The 24,430-nt window shown below is 51.0% G+C and carries 23 protein-coding genes and 1 pseudogene; 11 read left to right on the forward strand and 13 right to left on the reverse strand.

Features of this window, described 5'->3' with window-relative positions; genetic code table 11:
• Positions 1 to 137: 137 nt before the first annotated feature.
• The 12 genes and pseudogenes from P8H26_RS05570 to P8H26_RS05625 form a co-directional block, all read right to left on the reverse strand.
• Positions 138 to 629 (reverse strand): N-acetyltransferase, encoded by a 492-nt coding sequence (locus tag P8H26_RS05570; protein WP_289631894.1) that lies wholly within the window; start codon positions 627 to 629, stop codon positions 138 to 140.
• Positions 626 to 1,420 carry a molybdopterin-synthase adenylyltransferase MoeB gene (locus P8H26_RS05575; RefSeq protein WP_289631895.1) on the reverse strand — a complete coding sequence of 265 codons (795 nt, stop codon included), beginning with the start codon at positions 1,418 to 1,420 and terminating at the stop codon, positions 626 to 628. Before P8H26_RS05575 ends, P8H26_RS05570 begins: the two co-directional genes overlap by 4 nt.
• A 31-nt stretch (positions 1,421 to 1,451) precedes the next feature.
• Positions 1,452 to 2,609, reverse strand: a complete 1,158-nt coding sequence (gene recF / locus P8H26_RS05580) for a DNA replication/repair protein RecF (RefSeq protein WP_289632184.1) — start codon at positions 2,607 to 2,609, stop codon at positions 1,452 to 1,454.
• Positions 2,610 to 2,635: 26 nt separating this feature from the next.
• On the reverse strand, positions 2,636 to 3,754 hold the full coding sequence (dnaN, locus tag P8H26_RS05585) for a DNA polymerase III subunit beta (protein ID WP_289631896.1): 1,119 nt from the start codon (positions 3,752 to 3,754) through the stop codon (positions 2,636 to 2,638).
• A gap of 249 nt (positions 3,755 to 4,003) precedes the next feature.
• A pseudogene (gene dnaA, locus P8H26_RS05590) lies at positions 4,004 to 5,464 on the reverse strand (chromosomal replication initiator protein DnaA); the annotation flags it as partial.
• 1,148 nt (positions 5,465 to 6,612) lie between these two features.
• On the reverse strand, positions 6,613 to 6,879 hold the full coding sequence (gene rpsT, locus P8H26_RS05595; protein WP_289631897.1) for a 30S ribosomal protein S20: 267 nt from the start codon (positions 6,877 to 6,879) through the stop codon (positions 6,613 to 6,615).
• A gap of 262 nt (positions 6,880 to 7,141) precedes the next feature.
• On the reverse strand, positions 7,142 to 7,915 hold the full coding sequence (locus tag P8H26_RS05600; RefSeq protein WP_289631899.1) for an enoyl-CoA hydratase: 774 nt from the start codon (positions 7,913 to 7,915) through the stop codon (positions 7,142 to 7,144).
• 47 nt (positions 7,916 to 7,962) lie between these two features.
• Positions 7,963 to 8,850 carry a bifunctional DNA-formamidopyrimidine glycosylase/DNA-(apurinic or apyrimidinic site) lyase gene (gene mutM / locus P8H26_RS05605; protein WP_289631900.1) on the reverse strand — a complete coding sequence of 296 codons (888 nt, stop codon included), beginning with the start codon at positions 8,848 to 8,850 and terminating at the stop codon, positions 7,963 to 7,965.
• Positions 8,843 to 10,084 (reverse strand): phosphopentomutase, encoded by a 1,242-nt coding sequence (locus P8H26_RS05610; protein WP_289631901.1) that lies wholly within the window; start codon positions 10,082 to 10,084, stop codon positions 8,843 to 8,845. Before P8H26_RS05610 ends, mutM begins: the two co-directional genes overlap by 8 nt.
• A gap of 99 nt (positions 10,085 to 10,183) precedes the next feature.
• Complete coding sequence (locus P8H26_RS05615) at positions 10,184 to 10,807, reverse strand: TadE/TadG family type IV pilus assembly protein (RefSeq protein WP_289631902.1); 624 nt, start codon at positions 10,805 to 10,807, stop codon at positions 10,184 to 10,186.
• Positions 10,807 to 11,379 (reverse strand): TadE/TadG family type IV pilus assembly protein, encoded by a 573-nt coding sequence (locus P8H26_RS05620; RefSeq protein WP_289631903.1) that lies wholly within the window; start codon positions 11,377 to 11,379, stop codon positions 10,807 to 10,809. Before P8H26_RS05620 ends, P8H26_RS05615 begins: the two co-directional genes overlap by 1 nt.
• A gap of 60 nt (positions 11,380 to 11,439) precedes the next feature.
• The gene (locus tag P8H26_RS05625) at positions 11,440 to 11,832 is read right to left on the reverse strand and encodes a pilus assembly protein N-terminal domain-containing protein (RefSeq protein WP_289631904.1); all 393 of its coding nucleotides are present in this window, start codon (positions 11,830 to 11,832) and stop codon (positions 11,440 to 11,442) included.
• A gap of 145 nt (positions 11,833 to 11,977) precedes the next feature.
• Between P8H26_RS05625 and P8H26_RS05630 the strand changes: the two genes are divergently transcribed.
• From P8H26_RS05630 to P8H26_RS05665, 8 genes are all read left to right on the forward strand, one after another.
• The gene (locus P8H26_RS05630; protein ID WP_289631905.1) at positions 11,978 to 12,472 is read left to right on the forward strand and encodes a prepilin peptidase; all 495 of its coding nucleotides are present in this window, start codon (positions 11,978 to 11,980) and stop codon (positions 12,470 to 12,472) included.
• A gap of 149 nt (positions 12,473 to 12,621) precedes the next feature.
• Positions 12,622 to 13,431, forward strand: coding sequence for a Flp pilus assembly protein CpaB (cpaB, locus tag P8H26_RS05635; RefSeq protein ID WP_289631906.1), 810 nt, complete (start codon positions 12,622 to 12,624; stop codon positions 13,429 to 13,431).
• Entirely contained in the window at positions 13,431 to 14,945 is a 1,515-nt protein-coding gene (locus P8H26_RS05640) for a type II and III secretion system protein family protein (protein ID WP_289631908.1), read from the forward strand. The genes cpaB and P8H26_RS05640 overlap by 1 nt, the downstream gene beginning before the upstream one ends.
• 16 nt (positions 14,946 to 14,961) lie before the next feature.
• Complete coding sequence (locus P8H26_RS05645) at positions 14,962 to 15,678, forward strand: CpaD family pilus assembly protein (RefSeq protein ID WP_289631909.1); 717 nt, start codon at positions 14,962 to 14,964, stop codon at positions 15,676 to 15,678.
• 100 nt (positions 15,679 to 15,778) lie between these two features.
• Positions 15,779 to 17,056, forward strand: a complete 1,278-nt coding sequence (locus P8H26_RS05650; RefSeq protein ID WP_289631910.1) for an AAA family ATPase — start codon at positions 15,779 to 15,781, stop codon at positions 17,054 to 17,056.
• A 23-nt stretch (positions 17,057 to 17,079) separates the two neighbouring features.
• A complete protein-coding gene (locus P8H26_RS05655; protein ID WP_289631911.1) occupies positions 17,080 to 18,540 on the forward strand; it encodes a CpaF family protein in 1,461 nt (486 codons plus the stop codon).
• Between the two features lie 55 nt (positions 18,541 to 18,595).
• Positions 18,596 to 19,600: a type II secretion system F family protein gene (locus P8H26_RS05660; RefSeq protein WP_289631912.1), complete on the forward strand. Its 1,005-nt coding sequence runs from the start codon at positions 18,596 to 18,598 to the stop codon at positions 19,598 to 19,600.
• 72 nt (positions 19,601 to 19,672) lie between these two features.
• Complete coding sequence (locus P8H26_RS05665) at positions 19,673 to 20,611, forward strand: type II secretion system F family protein (RefSeq protein WP_289631913.1); 939 nt, start codon at positions 19,673 to 19,675, stop codon at positions 20,609 to 20,611.
• Positions 20,612 to 20,673: 62 nt separating this feature from the next.
• On the opposite strand, the gene P8H26_RS05670 is transcribed toward P8H26_RS05665, so the two are convergent.
• A complete protein-coding gene (locus tag P8H26_RS05670; RefSeq protein ID WP_289632187.1) occupies positions 20,674 to 21,414 on the reverse strand; it encodes a tetratricopeptide repeat protein in 741 nt (246 codons plus the stop codon).
• 275 nt (positions 21,415 to 21,689) lie between these two features.
• On the opposite strand from P8H26_RS05670, the gene P8H26_RS05675 reads away from it, so the two are divergent.
• The 3 genes from P8H26_RS05675 (at position 21,690) to P8H26_RS05685 (ending at position 24,409) form a co-directional block, all read left to right on the forward strand.
• On the forward strand, positions 21,690 to 23,108 hold the full coding sequence (locus P8H26_RS05675) for a M17 family metallopeptidase (protein ID WP_289631914.1): 1,419 nt from the start codon (positions 21,690 to 21,692) through the stop codon (positions 23,106 to 23,108).
• 93 nt (positions 23,109 to 23,201) lie between these two features.
• Positions 23,202 to 23,552 (forward strand): MarR family transcriptional regulator, encoded by a 351-nt coding sequence (locus P8H26_RS05680; RefSeq protein WP_075653991.1) that lies wholly within the window; start codon positions 23,202 to 23,204, stop codon positions 23,550 to 23,552.
• A complete protein-coding gene (locus P8H26_RS05685; RefSeq protein WP_289631915.1) occupies positions 23,549 to 24,409 on the forward strand; it encodes an NlpC/P60 family protein in 861 nt (286 codons plus the stop codon). Before P8H26_RS05680 ends, P8H26_RS05685 begins: the two co-directional genes overlap by 4 nt.
• The last annotated feature ends 21 nt before the right edge of the window (positions 24,410 to 24,430 follow it).

Raw genomic sequence — 24,430 nt, forward strand, 5'->3', positions numbered from 1 at the left:
ACAAAGGTCGCTCTAACACTCTAAAACAATAAAAAAGAGCCGGAAATTCCTGCTCTTTTTTATGAGGCATATATCGCCCCTGTTCATTGATGCGCGAAGGCGGCTCTCACTTTTTCAGGGAATACTAAGCCAAAACTTTACGCCAAAACTTTACGCATTGTCAGCGATGTTACGCGGGTAAAGCCCGGATGCATCGTTTCAGCAATGATTTCAAAGCCCAGTTTTTTGAATAATCTCTGATTGTCGGTCAGCTCAATGCGCACTTGCAGGTCAATATGCGTCATGGAGCGTTCACGCGCCAGTTTTTCAGCCTGCTCCACCAGACAGCGCGCAATGCCAAGCCCGCGAAACGGGCCGCCAACCGCAAGCTTGCCCAAATAGAGATGGTCACCTCTGTCGGTCAGAAAAACACATCCGGCCAGTTGCCCGTCACATTCAACCCCATAGGCGGTCTCTTTGCCTGCTTTGTCCCGTAAGATCGCAGCACTCAGCAATCCGGCAGAACTTGGCGGATCAATCACACCATCCATCGTGGCAAAAGCATCCTGAATGAGCAGCAACAAGGCATCGAACCCGTCATAATCAGGTGTAATGGTAAAAACCTGAAAAGACCGGCTCTGTTCGCTCATTGCTCTGTCGCCCTTTGATTGGTCGCTTTCTGGCGCCTTTTATAGCGAATCGTCTCAAAGCGCGCCGACAGCGCATCATAGAGCAGCAAACGTCCCAAAAGCGGCTCACCGATACCGGTGATCAGCTTAATCACTTCCATCGCCTGCAAAGAGCCGAGAATCGCCGGCAAAGCGCCGATCACACCCGCCTCGGCACAGGAAGGAATCAGTCCTTCCGGCGGCATTTCCGGAAACAGATCACGATAATGCGGATAGGCATTGCCTTCCGAATCGCTTTCATAGGGCTTCAGTACCGTCAGTGAACCGTCAAAGCGCCCCATCGCAGCGGTAACCAGCGCTTTTTCCAGCAAAGCTGCGTGATCCGCCACCAGATAGCGGGTGGCAAAATTATCGGAACCATCGACAATAATGTCATAGGTCGAAAACAGTGCTGCTACATTCTCCGGCGTCAGCCGCAATGTATGACACGATATTTCAATATGCGGATTGATGCGGTGCATGGTGGCCGCAGCACTGTCTGTCTTATTCTCACCTATACTATCGGTGTGATGCACCACCTGACGCTGCAGATTGGACAGCGTGACCATATCATCATCGACAATGCCGAGATGGCCGACACCGGCGGCTGCAAGATAGAGCAGTACCGGACTGCCAAGCCCGCCTGCACCGATCACCAGAACGCGCGCGTTTTTAAGCTTCTGCTGTCCTGCCCCGCCGATTTCCGGCAGGATAATATGACGGGCATAACGCTCGATTTCTAATCCGCTGAAAGGTTCTGATTGTGTGCTCATTTATAAAGTTTAGCGCAGAAACCCTGCCGGTTCAAATATCATAAGGTGACAGGTTGGCAGCACTGACATTGAAAAATTGCGCTTCGCCTTTGAGGTCGCGGAACAGCGCACGATCCGTTCCGGTCATAAAAGCTTGAGCACCCAGATCATCAATAATATCGAACAGAGCGGCACGTCTGCCCTCATCGAGATGGGCGGCAATTTCATCGAGCAGCAGCACCGGCGTTATATTGGCGAGATTAGCTGTCAACCTTGCATGGGCAAGCACCAAACCGATCAGTAGTGCCTTCTGCTCGCCTGTAGAGCACAAAGCCGCCTGCATCGCCTTCGGGCGGTGATGTACAATCATATCGGTGCGGTGCGGGCCATCCAGCGTGCGCCCGGCTGCGCGGTCACGACCGCGCATATCGCGTAAGCTACGGCGGAAATTCTCCTCCAGATCAAGCGCTGCCTCAAGACGGATACGTCCTTCCAGCTCGCCCTCCAAAAAGCAATCCGCTTTCGGAAACGGACTGTCATCCGGTGTCTGCTCAATCATTGCGGCAATCAGGCTGATAAGCTCGGCGCGTGCTGCCGCAATGGCCGTGCCAAGCTCGGCCATTTGCGCTTCAATCGCATCCAGCCATTGCGCGTCACTGTTATAATCCGAGATCAGGCGATTGCGGCTGCGCATTGCCTTTTCATAGTCCAGCACCCGCTTGCCGTGGCTGACATCAATGGCCAGTACCATACGATCCAGAAAGCGACGGCGATCACTGCCCGAACCGGTAAACAGCCCGTCCATTGCCGGAATGAGCCAGATGATGCGAGAGTAATCGAGCAGCTGATCAGCGCTTGCAGGTGCACCATTAATACGCACCTTGCGCCCTGTCTCGCCATTGGTACCGGCCAGTCCTGTGCCAAGCTCAGCTTCGCCATAGCTTGCCGATACCAGCAGCGCATGGATTGCAAAACCATCAGGCGCACCGCTCTGCCCCACATCCGCATAGGCAGCACGACGCATCCCCCGCCCCGGCGACAGAAAGGAAACAGCTTCAAGAAGATTGGTTTTGCCTGCACCATTCTCGCCGGTCAGCACGACATGACCGCCACTGAGCGGTAAGGACAGGCTGCTATAATTGCGAAAATGCGCAAGCCGCAGACGACGGAAACTCACCCGTTCGCTGCGACCTGTGTTTGGTGCATCAATAGTCGTATTCGTGCTCACCCGTGCACTTATACACGCATCGGCATCAGAACATAAACCAGATGTTCGTCGCCCTCATCGCATACCAGCATCGGTGAACCGGCATCAGCCAGCATAAACACCGCTTCTTTGCCCGAAAGCTGCGCTGTGATGTCGAGCAGATATTTCGAATTAAAGCCGATTTCCATCGGCTCATTATCATAACCCGCAGGCAGTTCATCGGTTGCGCTGCCGGAATCAGGATTATTGACGGTCAGAGTCAGAAGACCATCGGAAATGCTGAGCTTAACCGCGCGACCTTTTTCGTTGGAAATCGTCGATACGCGGTCAACAGCAGAAGCAAAGCTCTGACGGTCAATCACCAGCTTGCGGTCATTGCCCGCCGGAATCACCCGCTTATATTCAGGGAAAGTCCCGTCGATCAGTTTCGAGGTCAAAACCACAGTGCCGACTGTGAAGCGGATTTTTACATCCGAGACTTCAATCGTTACCTGCATATCCGGTACATCGACCAGCTTCTGTAATTCAGCAACTGTTTTGCGCGGAATAATGATCGCAGGCATGCCTTCGGCACCGCTTGGAGCTTCCATTGCCGCACGCGCCAGACGGTGACCGTCAGTCGCCACAGCACGCAATTCCAAGCGTCCGTCATCTTCACCGGCATAGAGGTGAATACCGTTGAGATAATAGCGGGTTTCTTCTGTCGAGATTGCAAAATTAGTGCGGTCGATCAGACGCTTCAGCGCACTCGCCTCCATACGGAATGTATGGGTGAAGCTGCCGGCGGTCAGTTCAGGAAAATCGGACTGCGGCAGGCACTGCAGACGGAAGGATGAGCGACCGGAGACAACCGACATGGCTGTACCGTCTTCATTATTGGCCAGCATCACTTCCGCACCATCAGGCAACTTGCGCACGATGTCATAAAGCAGATGCGCTGGAACCGTTGTTGCTCCCGCCACATCAATTGCCGCTTCGGTCGATTCGGTCACTTCCAGATCAAGGTCTGTCGCCTTGAGCTTCAGCACGCCGTCTTCTCCCTGCAACAGCACATTGGAGAGAATCGGAATGGTATTGCGGCGTTCAACCACGCGATGCACATGGTTGAGGGATTTCAGGAGATTCGAACGTTCAATAGTTACGCGCATGATGGTCAGAACTCGCTAACATCTGTCTGGTGACAGACAGGTCTGCACCGGAGATCGCGGCGCGACAGGCGCCTTCTTGGACGGGTAAATTGCCAGAGTTTAAGACTATTTTGCAAGTCCGCAGAACAACGCAGCGGCGTTTTCTTCGCGATAAAAGGCTTACAGAGCCACTCTTTGCACCACATTTTCGCAAAAGGGTCTGTATCGCGACCAAAGCCGCGATACAGAATCAGTGATATCTGTTGCAGATTATGCGGATTGCTCATTGATCAGGCGTTTCAGAAGCTCAAGCTCCTGTGCCAGTTTAAGATCAGCACCGACCAGATCTTCAATCTTGCGCACGGCATGCAGCACTGTGGTGTGATCACGGCCACCGAATCGACGTCCGATTTCCGGCAGGGAGCGCGGGGTCAGCATTTTCGCCAGATACATCGCCACCTGACGCGGCTTCACAATGGTGCGTGTGCGGCGGTTGGACAAAAGATCCTGCTTCGACACATTGTAATGACGGGCAACAATGCGCTGAATTTCTTCAATACGGATACGCTTCGGCTCACCCGCACGGGTCAGATGACCGAGCAGTTCATCAACGCGATCGATCGACAGGTTCGGCTCAAAGGACTGACGGAACAGCAGCTGATTGAACGCGCCTTCCAGCTCGCGGCCGCTACCGGTAACGGTGCGGGCCACATGGGCGAGAATATCGTCAGCAATATCAATATTGCGCTCTTCTATCTGCGCGGAGGCCAGACGGCGCTTGAGCATTTCTACACGCATTTCATAATCCGGCGCCGCCATTTCGAGCGCTACACCACCCTGAAGACGGGAGCGGACACGAACATCCAGCGATTCCAGTTCGGAAGGCGCGCGGTCTGCGGCCACAACTACCTGTTTGGCGCTGTCGAGCAGCGTGTTGATCAGATGGCAGAACTCGTGCTGGATCGACTTACCCTGCAGGAACTGCATGTCATCAATGATCAGCAGATCAATATCACGCAGCTGTTCTTTGAAGGACAGCGCATTGTTGTCGCGGATTGCGGTCGCAAAGCGCCACATGAAATATTCAGCGGTCAGATAAACAACGCGCGGCTTGTCGGCGCGCTGCAAGGCATTGGCAGCAATCGCCTGCAGCAGATGGGTTTTACCAAGACCGACGGATGCGTGAATGAAAAGCGGGTTGAAGCGTACGGCGCTGGAACCGGCCTCTGCAATGGTACGGGCTGCAGCAAGCGCCACGCGGTTGGACGCACCATCGACAAAACTGTCAAAAGTATAGCGCGGATCAAGCGGAGAACCGAGCACACCACCGGCAGCAGCGCCTTGAGCGGCGGCTTCAACCTGACTGGTGCGTTTCTCGGCAGAGAAGCTCTGGCCGACCGGGAAAACCGGCTTTTCACGCTGCGGCGCTGCAATCTGCGCAATTTCCTGAATAGCTTCCGCAACAGGGGCAATTGGGCGTGCAGCACGGGTCATACCGCGCACAACAACCTCAACCTTCAGGATCTGCGGATTTTCTTCCTGCCACAGCATGGTCAGCATTTCAGCGTAATGATTGTTGATCCAGGAACGCAGAAATGCAGTCGGCACAGAAAAACGCACAACACTCTTAGAGACTTCATCAAGCTTCAGACGACCAAACCACGAAGAGAATATCTCACTGCCAACGCGCGCTTTCAGCTTGCTCAGCAGTCGTTCAAAGGCCTCATCCGGAGAAGCGGTTGTTAAAGTCATAGTCTCTTTCTCACTCATAAAGTCCGGTGCCGATACCGTCTGAACATGCGGGGTCTGGCTGATCGGCGGGAGCGACTGACCGGTTGCGTTCATCACATCCAGTTTAGCCTCATTCTTTGCAATCATTTTCGCCTCACAATAGGGTTCAGTTTTTTAGGTCGGCTAATCTTCAGGATCATACCGGATGCATCTTTTGATTGATGCTTGTTACTCAGCGGTTTGGCCAGGACAGGTCTCAGCGTCCGCTCTCATTTTTGTTTATCGTCGTATTTGTTTATCGTCTTAAATTCTGTTCGCGTCAGTTTCGCAGATCATAATCCTTGGTCATGGTCGTGGGTCACATTCTTTCAGCTGCGACTCATGTTCTGACTGTTCCATGCTGATTGCCCGTATTGAACCATTCAACAACCTCTGTTTCCATCTGCAGCTTCGCAAAGCTTTTTTTAGGTTAATGACCGGTAAACGATGCTGTCTTGCATCATTACAGAACGGCCCTTCCCATCACCGGCAACCGCAGGTCAGATCCTCATTCAGGATATTTCCCCCCGCAGTGCCAATCATTCGCAGACACACAGATACTCTTTCGCAGAATTGAAAATTCCGCGTCAGATCACTTTGCACGCCATGAAATTATAACCGGACGCCGACAGCTTTTTGGCCAATGGTCCAGAGCACTGATCGGCTAACTTTAGCGAAATCTTTAGCCTTAGGGCAAGACCGCCGTTAAGAGTTTTTTAATCATTTGAACCGTCTTTCAATACGCATAACTATTTTGATACAGGGCCTGAAATTAATAAGACCTTTGGATTCAACATCTTTTTATCGGAGCAATTATTAACCCTTCCGGAATCTCCGGAGTGAAAAAAAATAATAATAATTCACTTGACTCAGAGTGCTACGGCGCAATCCCCAGACTCAGTACAGAACTGTGCATAAAGAGGAGTCGCCGCTGTAAAATTTATTGCAAATATAAAAATATAAAAACAGAGAATCTCTGAGTTACTTTAGAGATTCCTTTTATTAATACTCAAAATTCCGGTTTCAAATGTCTCGCGACCAACCGGAAATACAGGTATAAAAAAACCCGGTATAAATACCGGGTTTTTAAATCAGTCATACTGCTAAAATTAAGCAGTCATGCCTTTAAGACGTGCAGCAAGACGCGATACTTTACGCGAAGCTGTGTTCTTATGTACAACGCCCTTTGTTACAGCGCGCATCAGTTCAGGCTCAGCAATCTTGAATGCGGCCTGAGCTGCAGCCTTGTCACCAAGCGCAACTGCATCTTCAAACTTACGAATAAATGTACGTACGCGTGAACGACGGGATTTGTTGACCTCGGTGCGGGCTTCGATTTTACGAACCGCTTTCTTGGCCGAAGGTGTATTGGCCATAAATGCCTCTCTTTTTCTATCAGCTTTCCAGCGGGCTTTTCAGCATCGATATCATATCGAAGGGGCAGGCCACCGGGCAAAAATCTATCAGGACAGCCCGAAAGCTATCTCACTGTTGCGCGCTTATAGATCAGCTTGTCCGTCTCGTCAATGTGGATTCTCTCACCGCAAGCGCTGGAAACCCGCAAAAATACGGTCTTTGAAGCCTTTCCCTCTGCCCTGCCCCGCTTTAGCGGACAGAGCAGCCTTAAGCGCGCCCGACTCAGCGGTTTGAAAATGAAGGACTGCGCTTATCGACGAAAGCCGCCATCCCCTCTTTCTGGTCCTCTGTTGCAAAAAGCGCATGGAAAGAGCGGCGCTCATATTTCAGCCCTTCCTGCAATGTCGTTTCAAAAGCGCGGTTGACCGATTCTTTCGCCATCATCACGGAAAGCTGTGAGAAAGCAGCAATCCGCTCCGCCGCTTTCAAAGCTTCATCCAGCAGCACATCCGGTGCCACAACGCGCGATACCAGACCACAGCGCTCAGCCTCGGCAGCATCCATCATCCGGCCGGTCAGCACCATATCCATCGCCTTGGCTTTACCGACGAAGCGTGCCAGCCGCTGCGTACCGCCCATGCCCGGAATGATTCCGAGTGTGATCTCCGGCTGACCGAATTTGGCCGTCTCTGAAGCAATGATAAAATCGCACATCATTGCCAGTTCACAACCGCCGCCAAGCGTATAGCCGCTGACTGCTGCAATTACCGGTTTACGGATTGCATTGATTCCCTCCCAGTCGCTGAGGAAATCCTGCCCATAGGCATCGGCAAAAGATAAGTTCTGCATTTCCTTGATATCGGCACCGGCCGCAAAAGCCTTATCAGAGCCTGTCAGAACGATCGCACCAATTGCATCGTCTTTATCAAAAGCCTGCAAAGCGTCCGTCAATTCTGTGATCAGCTGTGTGTTCAGCGCATTGAGCGCCTGCGGCCGGTTCAGCCGGATGAGACCGGTTTTGCCACGTGTTTCAGCCAGAATCGTTTCATATGCCATCAATCATACTCCCGGAATGGTTTTATTGCTCATGAACTGGAAAAGGGTCAGGCGCTACAGGCGGCGCAAAAGAATGTTGAACGCCCGTTCTGCACAATACGCTGCACAATTGCGCCACAGCGCCGGCAGGGCTCGCCTTCACGGTCGTAAACCGCAAAGGAATGCTGGAAATAGCCAAGCGTGCCATCGGCCTGCCGGTGATCGCGCAGGCTGGAGCCTCCGGCGACGATAGCCTCAGCAATCACTTCGCGGACAGAGGTTGCGAGCGATTCTGCAAGTTGCGGATTTTCAGCAACCTCTCCGGCGGCACGCAGCGGTGAGAGACCGGCGCGCCACAAAGCTTCACAGACATAAATATTGCCAAGACCGGCAATCAGCCGCTGATCGAGCAGCGCCGCTTTTAAGCTTACTCTTTTATCTCTGAACAGACTGGCAAGCACTGATCCTGACAGGCTATTGCCCGTCGGTTCAATACCCAGATCTTTGAGTGAAGGGTGATCCGCTAGCTCTCCCGCACCGCACAACAACAGAAAGCCGAACCGGCGCGGGTCATTATAGATGACCTGACGCTGGCCGTGGTTTGCAGATTGCAAATGAAAGACGACATGATCATGCGCAGGATTTTTGGAGCGCGGAAAATGAAAATCCTCCCCTGTCCGCTCTTTTGATGCGAATCGTAAATCCGGCTCAATCCTGTAGGAACCGGACATGCCCAGATGACTGATAAGGCTGGCACCATCCTCAAATTCGATCAGCAGATATTTTGCACGTCGTCCCAGAGAGATGATTTTCTGCCCCTGCAAACGCTCATTCAAATCTTTTGGAAAAGGAAAGCGTAAGTCAGGGCGGTTCAGAACCAGCTTTTCAACAGTTGCCCCTTCCATAACCGGCTGCAATCCGCGGCGTACCGTCTCCACCTCAGGCAATTCAGGCATCTGCGCCTCCGGCATTTGCTGACTGCGCAGGATTAATAGGAGCGGTCAGAAAATTCTCACCGGCAAGTGCGTTTTCAAGCCCCAGATAGGTGGCAACGGATTGACCGATATCTGCAAAACTATTGCGCAGGCCAATGGAGCCGCTGCCCGCTCCCGCAATCAGCACCGGTACACATTCGCGAGTGTGATCACTGCCAGGCCAGCCCGGGTCACAACCATGATCGGCGGTGAGAATCAGCAGATCCCCCTCACGCATTTTTGCCAGCAGTTCCGGCAAACGCTTATCGAATGCCTCCAGTGCGGCGGCATAGCCGGCAATATCGCGTCGATGACCGTAGAGCATATCGAAATCAACCAGATTGGTAAAAATCAGATCACCGTCTCCGGCTTCATCCATCACATCAAGCGTGGCATCAACCAGCGCCTCATTACCATGCGCTTTGCGCAAATGTGTAACGCCTGATCCGGCAAAAATATCGCTGATTTTGCCCACAGCATAAACATCACGACCGGATGACTGCACAACATTCAGCAAGGTGGGTTGCGGCGGCGGTACAGCGAAATCACGTCGGTTGCCGGTGCGTTCAAAACTGGCACGGGCTTCTCCGATAAACGGGCGCGCAATCACACGCCCGATATTCAGCGGATCTATCAACACGCGCAAAGCGGCACAAAGATCGTAGAGGCGCTGCAATCCGAAATGCTCTTCATGCGCAGCCACCTGCAGCACAGAATCCGAAGATGTATAAAATATCGGTTTGCCCGTGCGGATATGTTCCTCACCAAACTGCGCAATAATTTCCGTGCCGGAGGCATGGCAATTGCCCAAAATGCCGCTCAGTTTTCCCTGATTGATGATAGTTTCGATCAAATCGTCCGGAAATGTCGGAATGGTTTTCGGAAAATAACCCCAATCAAAAGGAACCGGCAATCCGGCAATCTCCCAATGACCGGACGGCGTGTCCTTGCCCTTGGAGATTTCACATGCCGCTCCCCAGAGACCTTTGATCGGGCGGGTTTCGTCCTGTCCGGCAGGGAAGCTTCCGCAAGCAAGCTGTGCCGCCTGCGCCAATCCCAGCGCCATCATATTCGGTATCGTCAAGGGCGTATGCTTTTCAGCACAAAGGCTTGCGATTGTACCCAGCGTATTTGAGCCCTGATCGGCAAACAACGTGGCATCCGGTGCACCGCCGATGCCGAATGAATCGAGCACAATGAGGAAAACCCGTCGCATAGAATATAGCCTTTAATCCGCTTGATGATGTGCTTTCATAAAAGGCATATCATAAAAACCACCGCAAACATCAAGCAAGAAAATAATGGACACGCACGACTAAGAGCCACATGTGGCGCATAAAACTGCGTCTGTATAGCGCGGACTAACGAAATAGGTTTCAGCCATAGATAATGAAGGAACAATATATGAGGTGAATGGAATATGTTTATACTGCGTATCAATACGGATATAATTTATCACTTCTTTGCGGAGGTTCTCTGGCAAATCGATCGGATCCGCACCTTTGTCGGTATCAAAACCAGGTGTCTTATGCGACCAATCAAGCTTCACAACAAATGGGCTCGTCACCGTTTTTTGCTCCACTTTCACAAAGGAAATTCTGATTTCCGGCGCACGGCCTGACGGAGCCATAACAGTAGCCCCAATATTAAAAATATCATCCAATTGGCTGGGCGTGACATTGATTTGTTTACTTAATAAATCCCCGACCATGCTGGCAACGCGGTTCACTTTCCGATTCACCTCAACACCGCGGGAAACATCCGCAACACCGGCGTAAATAATCACCATCACCGGTAAAAGCAGTGCAAACTCGACCGCAGAAACACCGCGCTCATCTTTGACAAGACGACAGATGCACGAGCGCAAGACTGCGTAAGGGATAAACGCCCTCGCAATAAAATCTCTCAAACAGCTTGGTATTTTGCGTTTACAAACCATCAGTAAAAAGGCTCATTTTGCCAGGTCGTGGTTGAAAAAAGCGGTAATATATTATCTTCAGGTTTCATCTTCGGATCAATGAGATACATAATATTGGTAATGACCGGCCACCGATATAAAACATTGATCTGATTGATCGTTAACGGCCCTCCAAGATTAATACGGGAAGGCACCCCTAAATGACCCGTTGAGGTAACAAGGTTTTTGACCGGAACTTCTGCAAAATTTTCATAATTATCCAGATTAATATACAGCCCTGGACAACCAGCTGTAACCATAAACTGGATTTTATTACAAATTGCGGCCCTTATTTCATCAGGCTTTGCATTTTCTTGTTTTTTACGTCCTGTATAGAACTCTCGGCTCAAGTCCTCTGTTGCATTGGATAAAATTTGTTGCGCGGTAAAACTCACACCAAGTTCAATAACAGAGAAAACAAAAATGAAAAACGGCAATGCAACCAGCGCAAACTCAACCGCCGTCACCCCCTCTTCATTCCGCACAAAGCCGCGAAATGTTTTTCTTTTTTGCAGCGAGGTGGAAGTTTCAGAACTGTCTCTCATCATTGCCATTCGGTTTTACAAAAGACTGATAGAAAATCGGGCACAAAATTGGCTTTACCACAAAGATGATCATAATTTAGGCATTACAACTTTAGGCTCGCAAATCGGTGTACAGGACATGACCAATACATTTGCCCCGCGAAAAATTCGCGTTGTCGCCACATCATTCTGTCCGACCATAACTTTTTCATCGAGCAAAGTTTCGCCGTCCTGATCAATCACGACCAGATTGGTCACGCCATTACTGCGTCCGGTCAGAACAATGGTTTTTCCGTCTTGCATCACGGCATCGACAATCGTGTCATTACCAATGATCACGGATTTTGCCGTTTTATCAAGACGCAGAATATGTGCCTGATCCGTCTGGATTTGTATTGCCTGAACTTCCGTAGCATTGACCTGATAAGGCAACATGCCTGCACTCAGGAAAGCGAAAACTAAGAGTTTTTTCAGGTCCATCATTTTTTGTCAGCCACGAAATAGGTTTTGTACATGGCTGCACTATGCGCAAGAGGGATGAAAGAAAAATTAATAGATAAAAAGCTAAACATTCTGGATCACAACAGAATTACACTCAAACCATGCTTTTGTTGCATCAAGGTCATTCATGCTCGCTCTCCTCATCGCTTTGATTTTTTGCGGCACCATGATCTATGCTGCGATTTCTGACCTGCTGTTTATGAAGATAAGTAATATTGCCTGTTTGTTTCTGGCGGCCAGCTTCATCATTCTGGCTCTGCTTTACGGTTTGTCTTTAAAAGATATTGGTTTGCATATTATCGCAGGTAGCGTCGTACTGATTATCTGTTTTGGTTTGTTTTTAATCAACGCTATGGGCGGCGGTGATGCCAAACTGATCAGCGCTACCGCCCTCTGGACCGGGTTTTCGATGGTTCTGGTACAATATTTACTGATCAGCGCTATTACCGGCGGCATTCTGACATTATGCATTCTCCTGTTACGCAGACTGGTGAACAGAAACAAAATTGAGCATATCGCCTTTCTCTACCGGCTGACAGATCCGGCAAAAGGCATACCCTATGGCATTGCGCTGGCAATTGCAGGTCTGTGGATTTATCCGAACCTCGTCCTTGCAGGCTGAGTATCGAGCCAGAATGGCGTTTCGCATGCTCAATTTTGAAGTAATATGCTTCAATAAACCAATAATAATAGTTCGTTAACCATAATTATACGATTCCTGCTGCATTTAGAGTATGTGCCAAAATACACGCTCAATGCGGGGACTAGAAAATGAACACTTCGCGCCTGATCATTCTGGCTGTTGCCGTGCTTGCTGCCGGTGCGGCAGGCTATATTGCATTGACCATGAATGATGCGCCACCGCCGGCGATCGAAGTCAGCACATCTGTCCCTGCCCTGCCTGTCAAAGATGTTTTGACAGCCACATCCGACATGTCAGTGGGTTCGTCCCTATCCGGCCAGTTACAATGGCAATCCTGGCCGGAAAGCTCCGTCAATGCGGATTATATTACCCGTGATGCACAAGCGGATGCACTGGACACAATGCAAAAATCCAGCTTGCGTCTTCCTGTTCTCGCCGGAGAGCCGATCCGCAAGGTTAAACTGATCGGCGAAGGTGAGCAGTTCCTGTCATCTATACTGCCTAAGGGAATGCGGGCAATCGCAACCAATATCGAAGCCGAAAGCTCCGCAGGCGGTTTTATTCTGCCTGGTGACCGTGTTGATGTCATTCTGATTCGTGCAAACCGTAACAACGGCAATCCCAATGTTCCGTTTTTAACGGAAACTGTTCTGGAAAATGTCCGCGTTCTGGCCATCGATCAGACCATCAAAGAAGACGATGAAGGTAAGAAAGATATAATCGGTCGCACCGCTACGCTGGAAGTCACGCGCGAACAGGCTGAAATCATGACTGTCGCCCAATCTGTGGCAGACCGTATCAGCCTCACGCTACGTTCCGTGCGCGATGCAGAACCTGAGCCAGTCAGCTCATCCGATTATCTCGTTGTTCCTCCGTCGAAAAACGGACCGGTCACCATCATCAAGTCTGGCAATCTTACCGAAGTCGGGATCAACTAATGACACTTGCATCACTTTCCCAAACTTACGGCAGTGTACAATTTAAAGCCCTGTTGCTCTCTGTTGCAATAGTGTTACCAGTTGCGCTTTCAACCACGGCATTAGCGCAGGATGTTCAGATTTCCAGCACCGGCCGGTCACAACCGGTCAATCTGGGTTTGAATCAATCAATCGTCATTGATTTACCGCAAGATGCCTATGACATACTGGTTGCCAATCCGGGTATTGCCGACGCTGTCACCCGCACTGCACGCCGCATTTATCTATTCGGAAAATCTGTCGGGCAAACCAATATTATTGTTTTTGGAAAAGACGGTGAGCAGATTGCCAGTCTTGATTTGAAAATTGAACGTGATGTCAGCAGTCTTTCATCTTCTCTACGGAAATATATTCCGGGCTCCAATATCAAGATCGAACTGATCAACGATAATATTGTTCTCACCGGCACGGTTGACACCCCACAGGATGCCGCACAGGCAGCCAAACTTGCAGAATTGCTGGTTTCAGGTGGTGAGGCAACCACCGGACAATATGATGACAATTCCAGCACATCCTCCGGTACCGGCAATAATATCACGATCTCAAGTGGTTTTGGGCAAGAGCGCCGCCGCTCCAGCAAAATCATCAATCTGATTACCATTTCCGGTGAAGATCAGGTGACACTGAAAGTAACAGTCGCTGAAGTCAGCCGTACTGTAATGAAACAGCTCGGTGTAAATATGATGGGAAGCGCCAGTATGAATGGTGTGACTTTCAGCGGTCTTGCAGGAAATTTACCCGTTGCCGGAGCAGCAAAAAACCTGAGCCTTGAGACTAAAAATTTCCGCGGCTACTTGCAGGCAATGGAAACGGCTGGCGCAATGAAAACACTTGCCGAACCGACACTGACTGCAATCTCGGGTGAAAAAGCCGCTTTTCAGGTTGGTGGCGAATATAATGTGCTCGAAAGTGTCAATTTTGACGATGATGGCAAGCGCCAAAATACCCTCGCCAAAATTGAGTACGGTATTGGATTAGAATTCATGCCAACAGTGCTGGGACCAGGTCGCATTTCGTTGAAAGTCCGTACTTCTGTCTCCGAACCAACCAATGAAGGTTCAGCAACACAAAGCAGCGGTGAATTCGCACCGAACATAATTTCTCTACGCAAGCGCGTTGCAGATACAACAGTGGAGATGCCTTCCGGCGGCTCCATGATGATCGGTGGTCTGATCCGTGATGAAACCCGCCAATCCATTAACGGCACACCCGGCCTGTCAAAAATTCCTGTGCTCGGCACTCTCTTTCGCAGCAGAGAGTTCCAGCGCAACGAATCTGAGCTGGTTGTGATTGTCACCCCGTATCTGGTGCGTCCGACTGCACGAACAGAACTGGCACGCCCCGATGATAATCTGGCACCACCAAGTGATGCGGCAGGCTTTGTGCTTGGCAAAGTCAACCGTGTTTATGGAAGCGCTAAAACCAACCTGCCAAACGGCCGCTACAACGGCGTTGTCGGCTTCATCTACAAATAAGAAGGGCAGGCAAATTATGAGCAAGATTTCATTCCCGCAGACCCGCTCCGTCATAATCGGCAGCAGCCTGTTCATCACACTGGCTTTGGCAGGATGTGCAAATACGCATCATGTAACGGTTGGCGCCGTACCTGATGATTACCGCACCAATCATCCGATCACCATTCAGGAGCGCGAAAGAACCGCTGATATTCCGGTGAGCCGGAATGACAAAAAACTGAGCGGAACACAACGCAGTATTGTTCAGAATGCCGTGGACGGCTACCGCCGCCAAGGTTCCGGCATGGTCTTCATCCTACTGCCGGAAGGCAGTGCCAATCAGACTGCTGCCTACCGTATCAGCATGGATATCGCCACAGTTTTGAGACGCGGTGGCGTTCTGGCCAGCAATATCGCCACCCAGAGCTATCAGGTCAATAATCCGCAAATTTCTGCACCGGTACGCATCAGCTATTATGCCATGACCGCAGGTACAGGACCTTGCGGACGCTGGCCGGAAGACATGCTGAGCACAGCAGAAAACAAACATTATGCCAATTTTGGCTGCGCGACACAGGCTAATCTGGCTGCACAGGTTGCGAACCCTGCAGATTTCCTCGGCCCGCGCGCGACAGCACCACTGAATGGAACACGTAATGACCGTGTTATCAGCGGAAAAGAAGGCTACGAGAATATGTCACCGACACCAACAGAAGTGTGGCAAGAATCGCGCAGCAAGATAGCTAACTATTAATGCCTGATTGTGCTGTGGTTAGTAAAAGTAAAAAAACAATCCGGTTTACATTGAAATTTACTGTAAACCGGATTCATCAGTTTTAACAAAGGTCGCGATTTTGGAAAACAGTGTCACATCAACAGAGATGCATCAGGATTCCAGCACGGATATGCGCAACATCCGCCCGCTTCCGCGCCTGAATATTGATGCTTTCTGTGAAACTGAGGCCGGTTTGTCTGTGCTTCAGGCCTGCTCTCAGGACAGACGCTTAACCCGCACCCGCTGGCAGATTCGCTCCGGTGGTATTGATCGTGCTCTGGAAGCTTATCAGAGCACGTCCACACCACATCTTATCATATTTGAAAGCGCTGCGGGGCAAGAGCAGCTGCTTCAGGATATTATGCGACTTGCCGAGGTCTGTGACAGCGGTACGCGTGTTCTGATTATCGGTCGTAGTAATGAGGTCCGGCTTTATCGTGAGCTGATCCGTAACGGCGTTTCGGATTATCTGGTTTCACCGGCCAGCCTGCCCGAAGTCATCTCCGTTCTAGACACATTATTTACAGACCCGTCAACCGCACCATCCGGTAGAAGCATTGCCGTCATTGGTGCCAAAGGTGGGGTTGGCTCATCAACGCTTGCGCACAATATCAGCTGGAGTCTTGCCAATCAGTTCAAGCATGAAGTTGTTCTGGCTGACATGGATCTGCCTTTCGGCACTGTTAATATTAACTTTGATCAGGATCCGACATTGGGTATTGCCGATGCGGTCTATGCACCGGAGCGCGTTGATGAGGTTTATCTCGACCGTCTTCTGGCCGAAAGCTCTGAGCATCTGTCCTTGCTGGCGGCACCGTCAACGCTTGAAAAAACCTATGATTTTGAATCTGAATCTTTTGTTTCAATCATAGATGCAGCTCTGCGCACTACGCAATTACTGGTGCTCGATATGCCGCATAGCTGGAACAGCTGGGTCCGCACCACCCTGATGCGGGCTGATGAGGTTATTATTGTTGCCACACCGGATCTGGCTAGTTTGCGCAACACTAAAAATCTACTCGACACACTGATCCTGCTGCGCCCGAATGACAGACCTGCCCATCTTATTCTCAATCAGACCGGTGTGGCCAAACGTCCCGAAATATCCGCCACGGATTTTTGCACACCGCTGAATATCAAGCCGCTTGCCGTGATTGAGCATGACCCGCAACTGTTCGGAACTGCAGCCAATAATGCGCATATGCTCGGCGAGGCAGATCAAAACCATAAAATATCGCAAAAAATTACCGATATAGCCCGTGAATTGCTTGGAAAGCATGATGTGCCGGATCAGGCCAAAAAAGCGAAACCTTTGGCGGGTCTTCTCAGCAAACTCAAGCGCAAAAAGTCAGCTTGACGGACAAGGATTAAGAAACAGCCATGTTCGGAAAAAGAGGCGGAACCTCCCAAACCACCGGTATAAAACCAGCTGCACCGATCATCAGTCAGGCAGGCGCATCCAATGCGTCTCCGCAAGCTGCACCTGTGGTATCGGTCTCTGATAATGCGGCAACGAAAACTGCTGCTGCGCCGGTTGTGCGTGAAAAATCTCAGGCCTATTACGACACAAAATCGCAGATATTTGCAGCTCTGATTGATACGATTGATCTGGCGCAATTATCGCGTATGGATGCAGAAGCTGCACGTGACGATATCCGTGAAATCGTCAATGACATTATCTCGATCAAAAACTTTGTCATGTCCATTGCCGAGCAGGAAGAACTGCTTGACGATATCTGTAACGATGTTCTGGGGTACGGCCCGCTGGAACCATTGCTTGCACGCGACGATATTGCCGATATCATGGTCAACAGCGCACGCAAAACCTATATTGAAGTGAATGGCCGCGTACAGGAAACCAATGTTCGCTTTCGTGACAATCAGCAATTGTTGAACATCTGTCAGCGCATTGTTTCTCAGGTCGGACGCCGTGTTGATGAATCCAGCCCCATCTGCGATGCCCGTCTGCCTGATGGCTCCCGTGTCAACGTCATCACCTCACCGCTTGCCATTGACGGCACTGCGTTGACCATCCGTAAATTCAAAAAAGACAAACTGACCCTCGATCAGCTGGTTCGCTTTGGCAGTATCTCGCAAATGGGTGCGGAGCTGCTGCAAATTATCGGCCGTGTTCGCTGCAATATCATCATTTCCGGCGGTACCGGCTCGGGCAAAACCACGCTGCTCAACTGTCTCACACGCTATATTGATTCCACCGAGCGCATTATTACCTGTGAAGATTCTGCGGAATTACAGCTTCAGCAGCCCCATGTTGTACGCCTTGAAACCCGCCCGCCAAACCTTGAAGGTGAAGGCGAGATCACCATGCGTGATCTGGTCAAAAACTGCCTGCGTATGCGCCCTGAACGTATTATCGTCGGTGAAGTACGTGGCCCTGAAGTTTTCGATTTGCTTCAGGCCATGAATACCGGCCATGACGGATCGATGGGAACAATCCACTCGAACAGCCCGCGTGAATGTCTGAACCGCATGGAAGCCATGATTGCTATGGGCGGCTATACACTGCCACAGCGCACCGTGCGCGAAATCATTGTCGGTTCTATTGATGTGATTATTCAGGCAACACGTCTTCGTGACGGTACACGCCGTATCACCCATGTCACCGAAGTGCTGGGCATGGAAGGGGACGTCATCATCACGCAGGATCTGATTAATTTTGAGATGATGGGGGAGGATATTAACGGCAATATTATAGGCCGTCATGTCTCGACCGGGATTGCCCGTCCGGCCTTCTGGGAGCGGGCTCGCTATTACAATGAAGACCAACGGCTATCTACGATTCTCGATACGATGGAAGTCGCAGGCAGTCATCAGGTTTGATGACTACGATTATTGATCGACCTCCGCCTGACGCGACAAAAGAAAGGGCACACGAATGAACGGCGCAACACTCATGTTTGTTGTTCTGGCTGCTATTGCGGCCGGCGCCCTGCTCTATGCGATTTTTTTCGACCGGATCAATTCCGAGAAAACCGGTCAAAAACGGCTTGAGGCGATAAAGAAAACCACAACCAGTCGTGCTGTGATGCGCTCAGAACGTGAGAAACAGAGCGATGCGCAGAAGCGTCGCCGGACATTGCAGGACAATCTGGATGAGCTGGATCGTCGTAATAAAACGCAGAACAAGAACCAAAAAAATCCGCCATTGCGTATCTTGCTGGTGCAGGCAGGTCTGAGCTGGAGTATTCGCCAGTTTTATCTCATCAGTACTTCCAGCGCCTTTATCTGTTTTCTGCTGGGACTGCTTGGCGGCGTTCCCTTACCAATGTCACCAGTCATTGCGTTGATCGGTTTTTTTGGAGTCCCACGCTGGATCATTTTGCGTTTGCGCAAAAAGCGAATGAAGGCATTTCTCAATGATTTTCCCAATGCGTTAGATGTGATCACCCGTTCTTTGCGTTCCGGTCTGCCTTTAAATGACAGTCTGCGCCTGCTGGCAAATGATGCCCCCTCACCTGTTAAAGAAGAATTTAGGCGGATTGTCGAAGCCCAGCAAATGGGACTGACGATTCCGGAAGCCGTTGCCAAAATGCCGGAGAACATGCCCTGCGCAGAAACCAACTTCTTTGCGATTGTTATTCAGATTCAATCACAAGCTGGCGGTAACTTGTCAGAAGCATTGGGCAATTTATCCCGGGTCTTGAGAGACCGCAAAAAAATGGCTGTGAAAGTACAGGCAATGTCTCAGGAGGCTAAAGCCTCGGCTGCCATTATCGGCTCATTACCGTTTTTTGTCGCCACAGTCATTTCAGTCATGAACCCAGGCTATATCAACCTTTTATTCACAACATTCCCTGGTAATGTTCTGCTCGTTATCTCTGTAGTCATGTATTCACTCGGAATTTTCGTGATGAAAACCATGATTAATTTCAAAATGTAGGCGGAGTTGGTGATGCGGGAATTTTTCGAAACCACTCTCTTTCAACGGCAAACACTCATCAGCATATTTGTTATGTTTGCGATGTTTGCGACTGTGCTGACGCTTTTGCTACCGTACTTCCAGCGGGATCCGTTAAAAAGCCGTATGAAGTCCGTAGCTCTTGAACGCGAGGCCATCCGTGCGCGTGAAAGAGCGCGCGTTGCCAATGATAAAGAACGCGGCATTACCCTGCGACACCAGCAAAAAGCCGGTATTCGCGATTTTGTTGAAAAACTTGATTTGCGCCGTGCACTGGCCGATGACAAAACACTTGCATCTCTGCGTCAAGCTGGTTTTCGCGGGCAAAATCCGCTCAATATTTTCCTCTTTATGCGCTTTGTACTACCTTTCGCATTTCTTGGCGGAGCAATTTTCCTGATCTTCGGCTTAGGAATGCTGGCCGGACAATCTACATTTGTCCGCCTTCTTGTCTGCGTGATTGCCGCCTATGCAGGCTTTTACGCGCCCAATCTCTATGTCAGCAATGTTGCAGCCAAACGCCGTGACTCCATCACGCTTGCCTGGCCGGATGCACTCGATCTGATGTTGATTTGTGTGGAATCCGGCATGTCAACTGAAGCTGCCTTCCGGCGCATTGCCGATGAAATCGGAGTTCAGTCGGCAGATCTGGCTGAAGAACTGATGCTGACGAATGCAGAACTGGCCTTCTTGCCAGAGCGCCGTCAGGCCTATGAAAATCTTGCCAACCGTACAGGTCTGGAATCGGTTAAATCTATGACACAGGCACTGATACAGGCTGAGCGGTATGGTACACCGGTCGCAACAGCCATGCGCACACTCTCTCAGGAAAGCCGCGATATGCGATTGCTCGCTGCTGAAAAAAAGGCCGCAGGCCTGCCGCCAAAACTCACTGTTCCGATGATCATATTTTTCCTGCCCGTTTTGTTTATGGTTATTCTCGGTCCTGCCATGATCCAGATTTTTGGCCAGGGCGGTATTGCCGGGAATTAAACAGCCAAAACAAAATTGCCCGCTTGAACGAGGCTTCAGGCGGGCAATCTAATATTCAGGGTTCACGCCTGTTTTTTCATGCCCTGCTTTGCCAGCATGGTGCGCAGATAATCGGTATTCGCTTTGGCTTGTTCCGGTGATAATTCACGCGAAGCAATAGTTTCAGCTTCCTGAAAACGCCCCTGAAGACCAACAACCAGCGCCAGATTTTGACGGACACGGCTGTCACTGCCATTGGCTGTGGAGGCTTGGCGCAAATATTTCTCGGCAGTTGGCAGATCACCGCTCAACACGTAAGACATACCGAGGTTGGACAAGACAGAAGCTTCACCCGGCTTGATCTGTAATGCTTTCTGGTAGATCGCACGAGCATCCGCTGAATTACCCTGCTGATCCAGAATTGCACCTTCTGCCGACAACAAACGCCAATCCGGATATTCCGGCGTTTGTGCACGGCGTACTGCATCCAGCGCAGCATCCAACTCTCCGGCTCCGGCCAGAGCTTTGCCATAGGCCGCCAGCACTTGCTTGTCCTTTGGCAGTTGAATAGCGATTGCCCGCATCACGGCCAGTGACTGATCATTACGTCCTGCCATGCTCAGCACAGTTGCGTAATTCAGTGCGGCCACTTTGCTGGCAGGATTTTTATTATAATAAGCGCCATAGGTCTGCGCGACTTGCGCAAGTTGCTGTGCATTCATCTGCTCAATGGATCGCTCAGCTTTTGTGCCGCCACTCTTAGCCACCGAACCGGTGGTTGTGCGGTCAACGCTGTTGCAGCCGGCAAGCGCCAATCCTGTCATGAACAGGGCAGTTGTGAGTGTCAGAAAGCGGCTTTTGCCGTAACGCAGGCTACGGCGTGATTTATCCGAGTGCTCAGAAGCCAGCGCATTTTTCTGCATCAAACTTTCTCCAAAAAATACGGCGATGAGCGCGTTCAAAATCAGCTGTCTGCATTAACCCGCGCTTCACCGGAATATGATAAAATCAATATTCCATTAACCCTAACAGACGGTTAATTATTAAATCTGTATCAGCGACTCAGGCCGCTCTCCCGAAAATAAAAACGGAATGTACAATGACCTCCCTCCCTTTATCTGCGAACCGCGCCGCCCTTCTGGATCAACAGGCTGCCGACAGCCGGCCGATATGGCTGGTCACACCGGAGATGCTGGCGAATGGTCAGTTCCCGCAAACTGTTCTCAACTGGGCAAAAGCCAATACCTATAAAGGTAAAGCCGGACAGTTACTGACACTGGCCGATGAGCAGGGTCAGATCAGCGGCGCTTTATTCGGCATTGAACCGGCGGACAAAGACAAAAGCGGCGAAGGCCGTCTGATTGGTGGTAAACTTGCCCGCCTGCTGCCTGCCGGTAATTGGCATACTGAAGGCAAAGCAGATCATGCCGAATTATTCGCAGTCAGCTTCCTGCTCGGCGGCTACCAGTTCAACCGCTATAAAAAAGAGGCCGCAATTGACGAACAAGGAAGTGTGCGCCTGTTCATTTCCGGCCTGATAGATATCACCGAGACCCGCCGCTTGGCCGATGCCAGTGCCATGACCCGCGATCTGATTAATACACCAACCAGCGACATGGGACCGGATGCACTGGAACAGGCAGCACGCACGCTTGCCGATACCTATGGTGCCAAATTCAACGCTGTTATCGGCGACGAGTTACTGAAGCAAAATTTCCCGATGATCCATGCAGTCGGCCGCGCCAGCGACAAAGCCCCGCGCCTGATTGATTTCAGCTGGGGTAAAGACAGTGATCCGAAAGTGACCTTGGTCGGCAAAGGCGTATGCTTTGATACCGGTGGTCTCGACATCAAGCCTGCCAGCGGCATGTTGCTGATGAAAAAAGATATGGGCGGCGCGGCCAATGTGCTGGGTCTGGCACGTATGATTATGGACGCCAAACTGCCTGTGCGTCTGCGCGTGCTGATCCCTGCCGTTGAAAACTCCATTGCCGGCAATGCGTTTCGCCCAAGCGACATCCTGACCTCCCGTCAGGGACAGACCGTTGAAATCGGCAATACTGATGCGGAAGGCCGTTTGGTTCTGGCCGATGCGCTGACCTTAGCCGACGAAGAAAATCCGGATCTCATCATTGATATGGCCACACTGACCGGTGCAGCCCGTGTGGCACTGGGGCCTGACTTGCCGCCATTCTACAGCCATGATGAGGCTTTTGCGGCACAAGTGGCAGAACAGGCCACCGCACAGTCCGATCCGCTCTGGCATATGCCGCTCTGGGCACCTTATGAGGCCAAACTCGCATCCAAAGTTGCGGATATCAACAATGTAACCACTGACGGATTTGCCGGTTCTGTCACAGCTGCCCTGTTCCTTTCGCGTTTTGTCAAAAATGCCAAGGTCTGGGGTCACTTCGACATTTACGGCTGGACACCGGTTGAGAAATCCGCAGCCACTGTCGGTGGTGCTGCACAAGGCATTCGTACCCTCTATCAGGTTATCAAACAGCGCTACTCTTAAGCCTCTTGCAGGCTTCGCCTAAAAGCGGTTCTATAAGCCAAACAGCCTGCCTGTGAGTGACAGGCAGGCCTCTCTATTAGGTAAGCGGTATTCATGGCTGTCGAGTTAAAACCATTACAGGCGCTGACGCTGTTACAAACCGTTTCCCTGTCACAGGTACGCGACGAAACCCATGATCTGACATGGCGGCAAATGGCCATACTGCTGACAATCTATCTTGAAACACCGCCCCATACAGTACGCGCGCTGGCCGCACGTCTTGGTGTTACAAAACCTGTTATTACCCGTGCGCTGGATACGATGGGCACGATGGGGCTGGTCAGCCGCCATCGCGATCCGCAGGATCTGCGCAATGTCCTGATTAAACGAACTGTCAGCGGCGCGCTTTATGTTGAAAGACTGGGCGACCGCGTTATTGCAAAATCCAGGGAACTACCTTTATGACCCAGCCTGACCGCCGTCTCCACGCCTATCGCCCCGATCTGGCAGATAGTGCTTTACGCGGAAAAGTCGATGCCGCTGCTTTCACAGATGGCAAACGCAAACGTGTGATCGTTCCCGTAAGTGATCTGCGCAGCAAGCCTGAGCAGGCCAGCGGCCCGCAGAGCCAAATTCTCTATGGCGATGAAGTCACCGTCTTTGAACAGGCCAATGGCTGGAGCTGGGTGCAATCTGTGCGTGACGGCTATGTCGGCTATATGCCCGACAGCGAACTGGGCGAGACCAGCAATAAACCAACCCATCGCATCTGCGTACCGCGCACTTTCATCTATTCCGGTGCTGATCTGCGTTTCCGCCACACCGCCGCTCTGTCCCTCGGCTCTGTGGTAGAGATCACTGAATTTGTTGAAAATCGCGGCAGCCGTTACGGCATGCTACCGGATGGCTCAGCGATTTTCGCCAAGCATTTGCGGGCTATTGATGAGACTGTTGCCGATTATGTCACCACAGCTGAAAGCCTGATCAACACGCCTTATCTCTGGGGCGGTACATCCGGTTTTGGTATTGACTGCTCCGGTCTGGTGCAACTTGCCATGCTGGACGCAGGGCGCGATGTTTTGCGCGATTCCGACATGCAGGGTGATCATCTGGGTGATGTGATTGATGCCGGTGAGAATTATGCCAATCTGCAGCGTGGCGATCTGGTGTTCTGGCCGGGTCATGTGGCGATTATGGCCAGCCCCGATATGATGATCCATGCCAATGGCCACACCATGACTGTGGCCTATGAGCCATTGCGCGAAGCAATTGAGCGGATCGCTTATTTATATGACTTACCCAGCCATTTTAGGCGCCCGTAAAAATAAAAAAGCCGCTGAAAA

Source organism: Pseudochrobactrum sp. sp1633 (assembly GCF_030376605.1).
Classification (GTDB): Bacteria; Pseudomonadota; Alphaproteobacteria; order Rhizobiales; family Rhizobiaceae; genus Pseudochrobactrum.

What these genes read in the sequence shown, in the direction of transcription:
- P8H26_RS05570 (WP_289631894.1), bottom strand. Translation starts at nt 629, where the DNA reads ATGAGCGAACAGAGCCGGTCTTTTCAGGTTTTTACCATTACACCTGAT.
- P8H26_RS05575 (WP_289631895.1), bottom strand. Translation starts at nt 1,420, where the DNA reads ATGAGCACACAATCAGAACCTTTCAGCGGATTAGAAATCGAGCGTTAT.
- dnaN (WP_289631896.1), bottom strand. Translation starts at nt 3,754, where the DNA reads ATGCGCGTAACTATTGAACGTTCGAATCTCCTGAAATCCCTCAACCAT.
- rpsT (WP_289631897.1), bottom strand. Translation starts at nt 6,879, where the DNA reads ATGGCCAATACACCTTCGGCCAAGAAAGCGGTTCGTAAAATCGAAGCC.
- P8H26_RS05600 (WP_289631899.1), bottom strand. Translation starts at nt 7,915, where the DNA reads ATGGCATATGAAACGATTCTGGCTGAAACACGTGGCAAAACCGGTCTC.
- mutM (WP_289631900.1), bottom strand. Translation starts at nt 8,850, where the DNA reads ATGCCTGAATTGCCTGAGGTGGAGACGGTACGCCGCGGATTGCAGCCG.
- P8H26_RS05610 (WP_289631901.1), bottom strand. Translation starts at nt 10,084, where the DNA reads ATGCGACGGGTTTTCCTCATTGTGCTCGATTCATTCGGCATCGGCGGT.
- P8H26_RS05615 (WP_289631902.1), bottom strand. Translation starts at nt 10,807, where the DNA reads ATGGTTTGTAAACGCAAAATACCAAGCTGTTTGAGAGATTTTATTGCG.
- P8H26_RS05620 (WP_289631903.1), bottom strand. Translation starts at nt 11,379, where the DNA reads ATGGCAATGATGAGAGACAGTTCTGAAACTTCCACCTCGCTGCAAAAA.
- P8H26_RS05625 (WP_289631904.1), bottom strand. Translation starts at nt 11,832, where the DNA reads ATGATGGACCTGAAAAAACTCTTAGTTTTCGCTTTCCTGAGTGCAGGC.
- P8H26_RS05630 (WP_289631905.1), top strand. Translation starts at nt 11,978, where the DNA reads ATGCTCGCTCTCCTCATCGCTTTGATTTTTTGCGGCACCATGATCTAT.
- cpaB (WP_289631906.1), top strand. Translation starts at nt 12,622, where the DNA reads ATGAACACTTCGCGCCTGATCATTCTGGCTGTTGCCGTGCTTGCTGCC.
- P8H26_RS05640 (WP_289631908.1), top strand. Translation starts at nt 13,431, where the DNA reads ATGACACTTGCATCACTTTCCCAAACTTACGGCAGTGTACAATTTAAA.
- P8H26_RS05645 (WP_289631909.1), top strand. Translation starts at nt 14,962, where the DNA reads ATGAGCAAGATTTCATTCCCGCAGACCCGCTCCGTCATAATCGGCAGC.
- P8H26_RS05655 (WP_289631911.1), top strand. Translation starts at nt 17,080, where the DNA reads ATGTTCGGAAAAAGAGGCGGAACCTCCCAAACCACCGGTATAAAACCA.
- P8H26_RS05660 (WP_289631912.1), top strand. Translation starts at nt 18,596, where the DNA reads ATGAACGGCGCAACACTCATGTTTGTTGTTCTGGCTGCTATTGCGGCC.
- P8H26_RS05665 (WP_289631913.1), top strand. Translation starts at nt 19,673, where the DNA reads ATGTTTGCGATGTTTGCGACTGTGCTGACGCTTTTGCTACCGTACTTC.
- P8H26_RS05670 (WP_289632187.1), bottom strand. Translation starts at nt 21,414, where the DNA reads ATGACAGGATTGGCGCTTGCCGGCTGCAACAGCGTTGACCGCACAACC.
- P8H26_RS05675 (WP_289631914.1), top strand. Translation starts at nt 21,690, where the DNA reads ATGACCTCCCTCCCTTTATCTGCGAACCGCGCCGCCCTTCTGGATCAA.
- P8H26_RS05680 (WP_075653991.1), top strand. Translation starts at nt 23,202, where the DNA reads ATGGCTGTCGAGTTAAAACCATTACAGGCGCTGACGCTGTTACAAACC.
- P8H26_RS05685 (WP_289631915.1), top strand. Translation starts at nt 23,549, where the DNA reads ATGACCCAGCCTGACCGCCGTCTCCACGCCTATCGCCCCGATCTGGCA.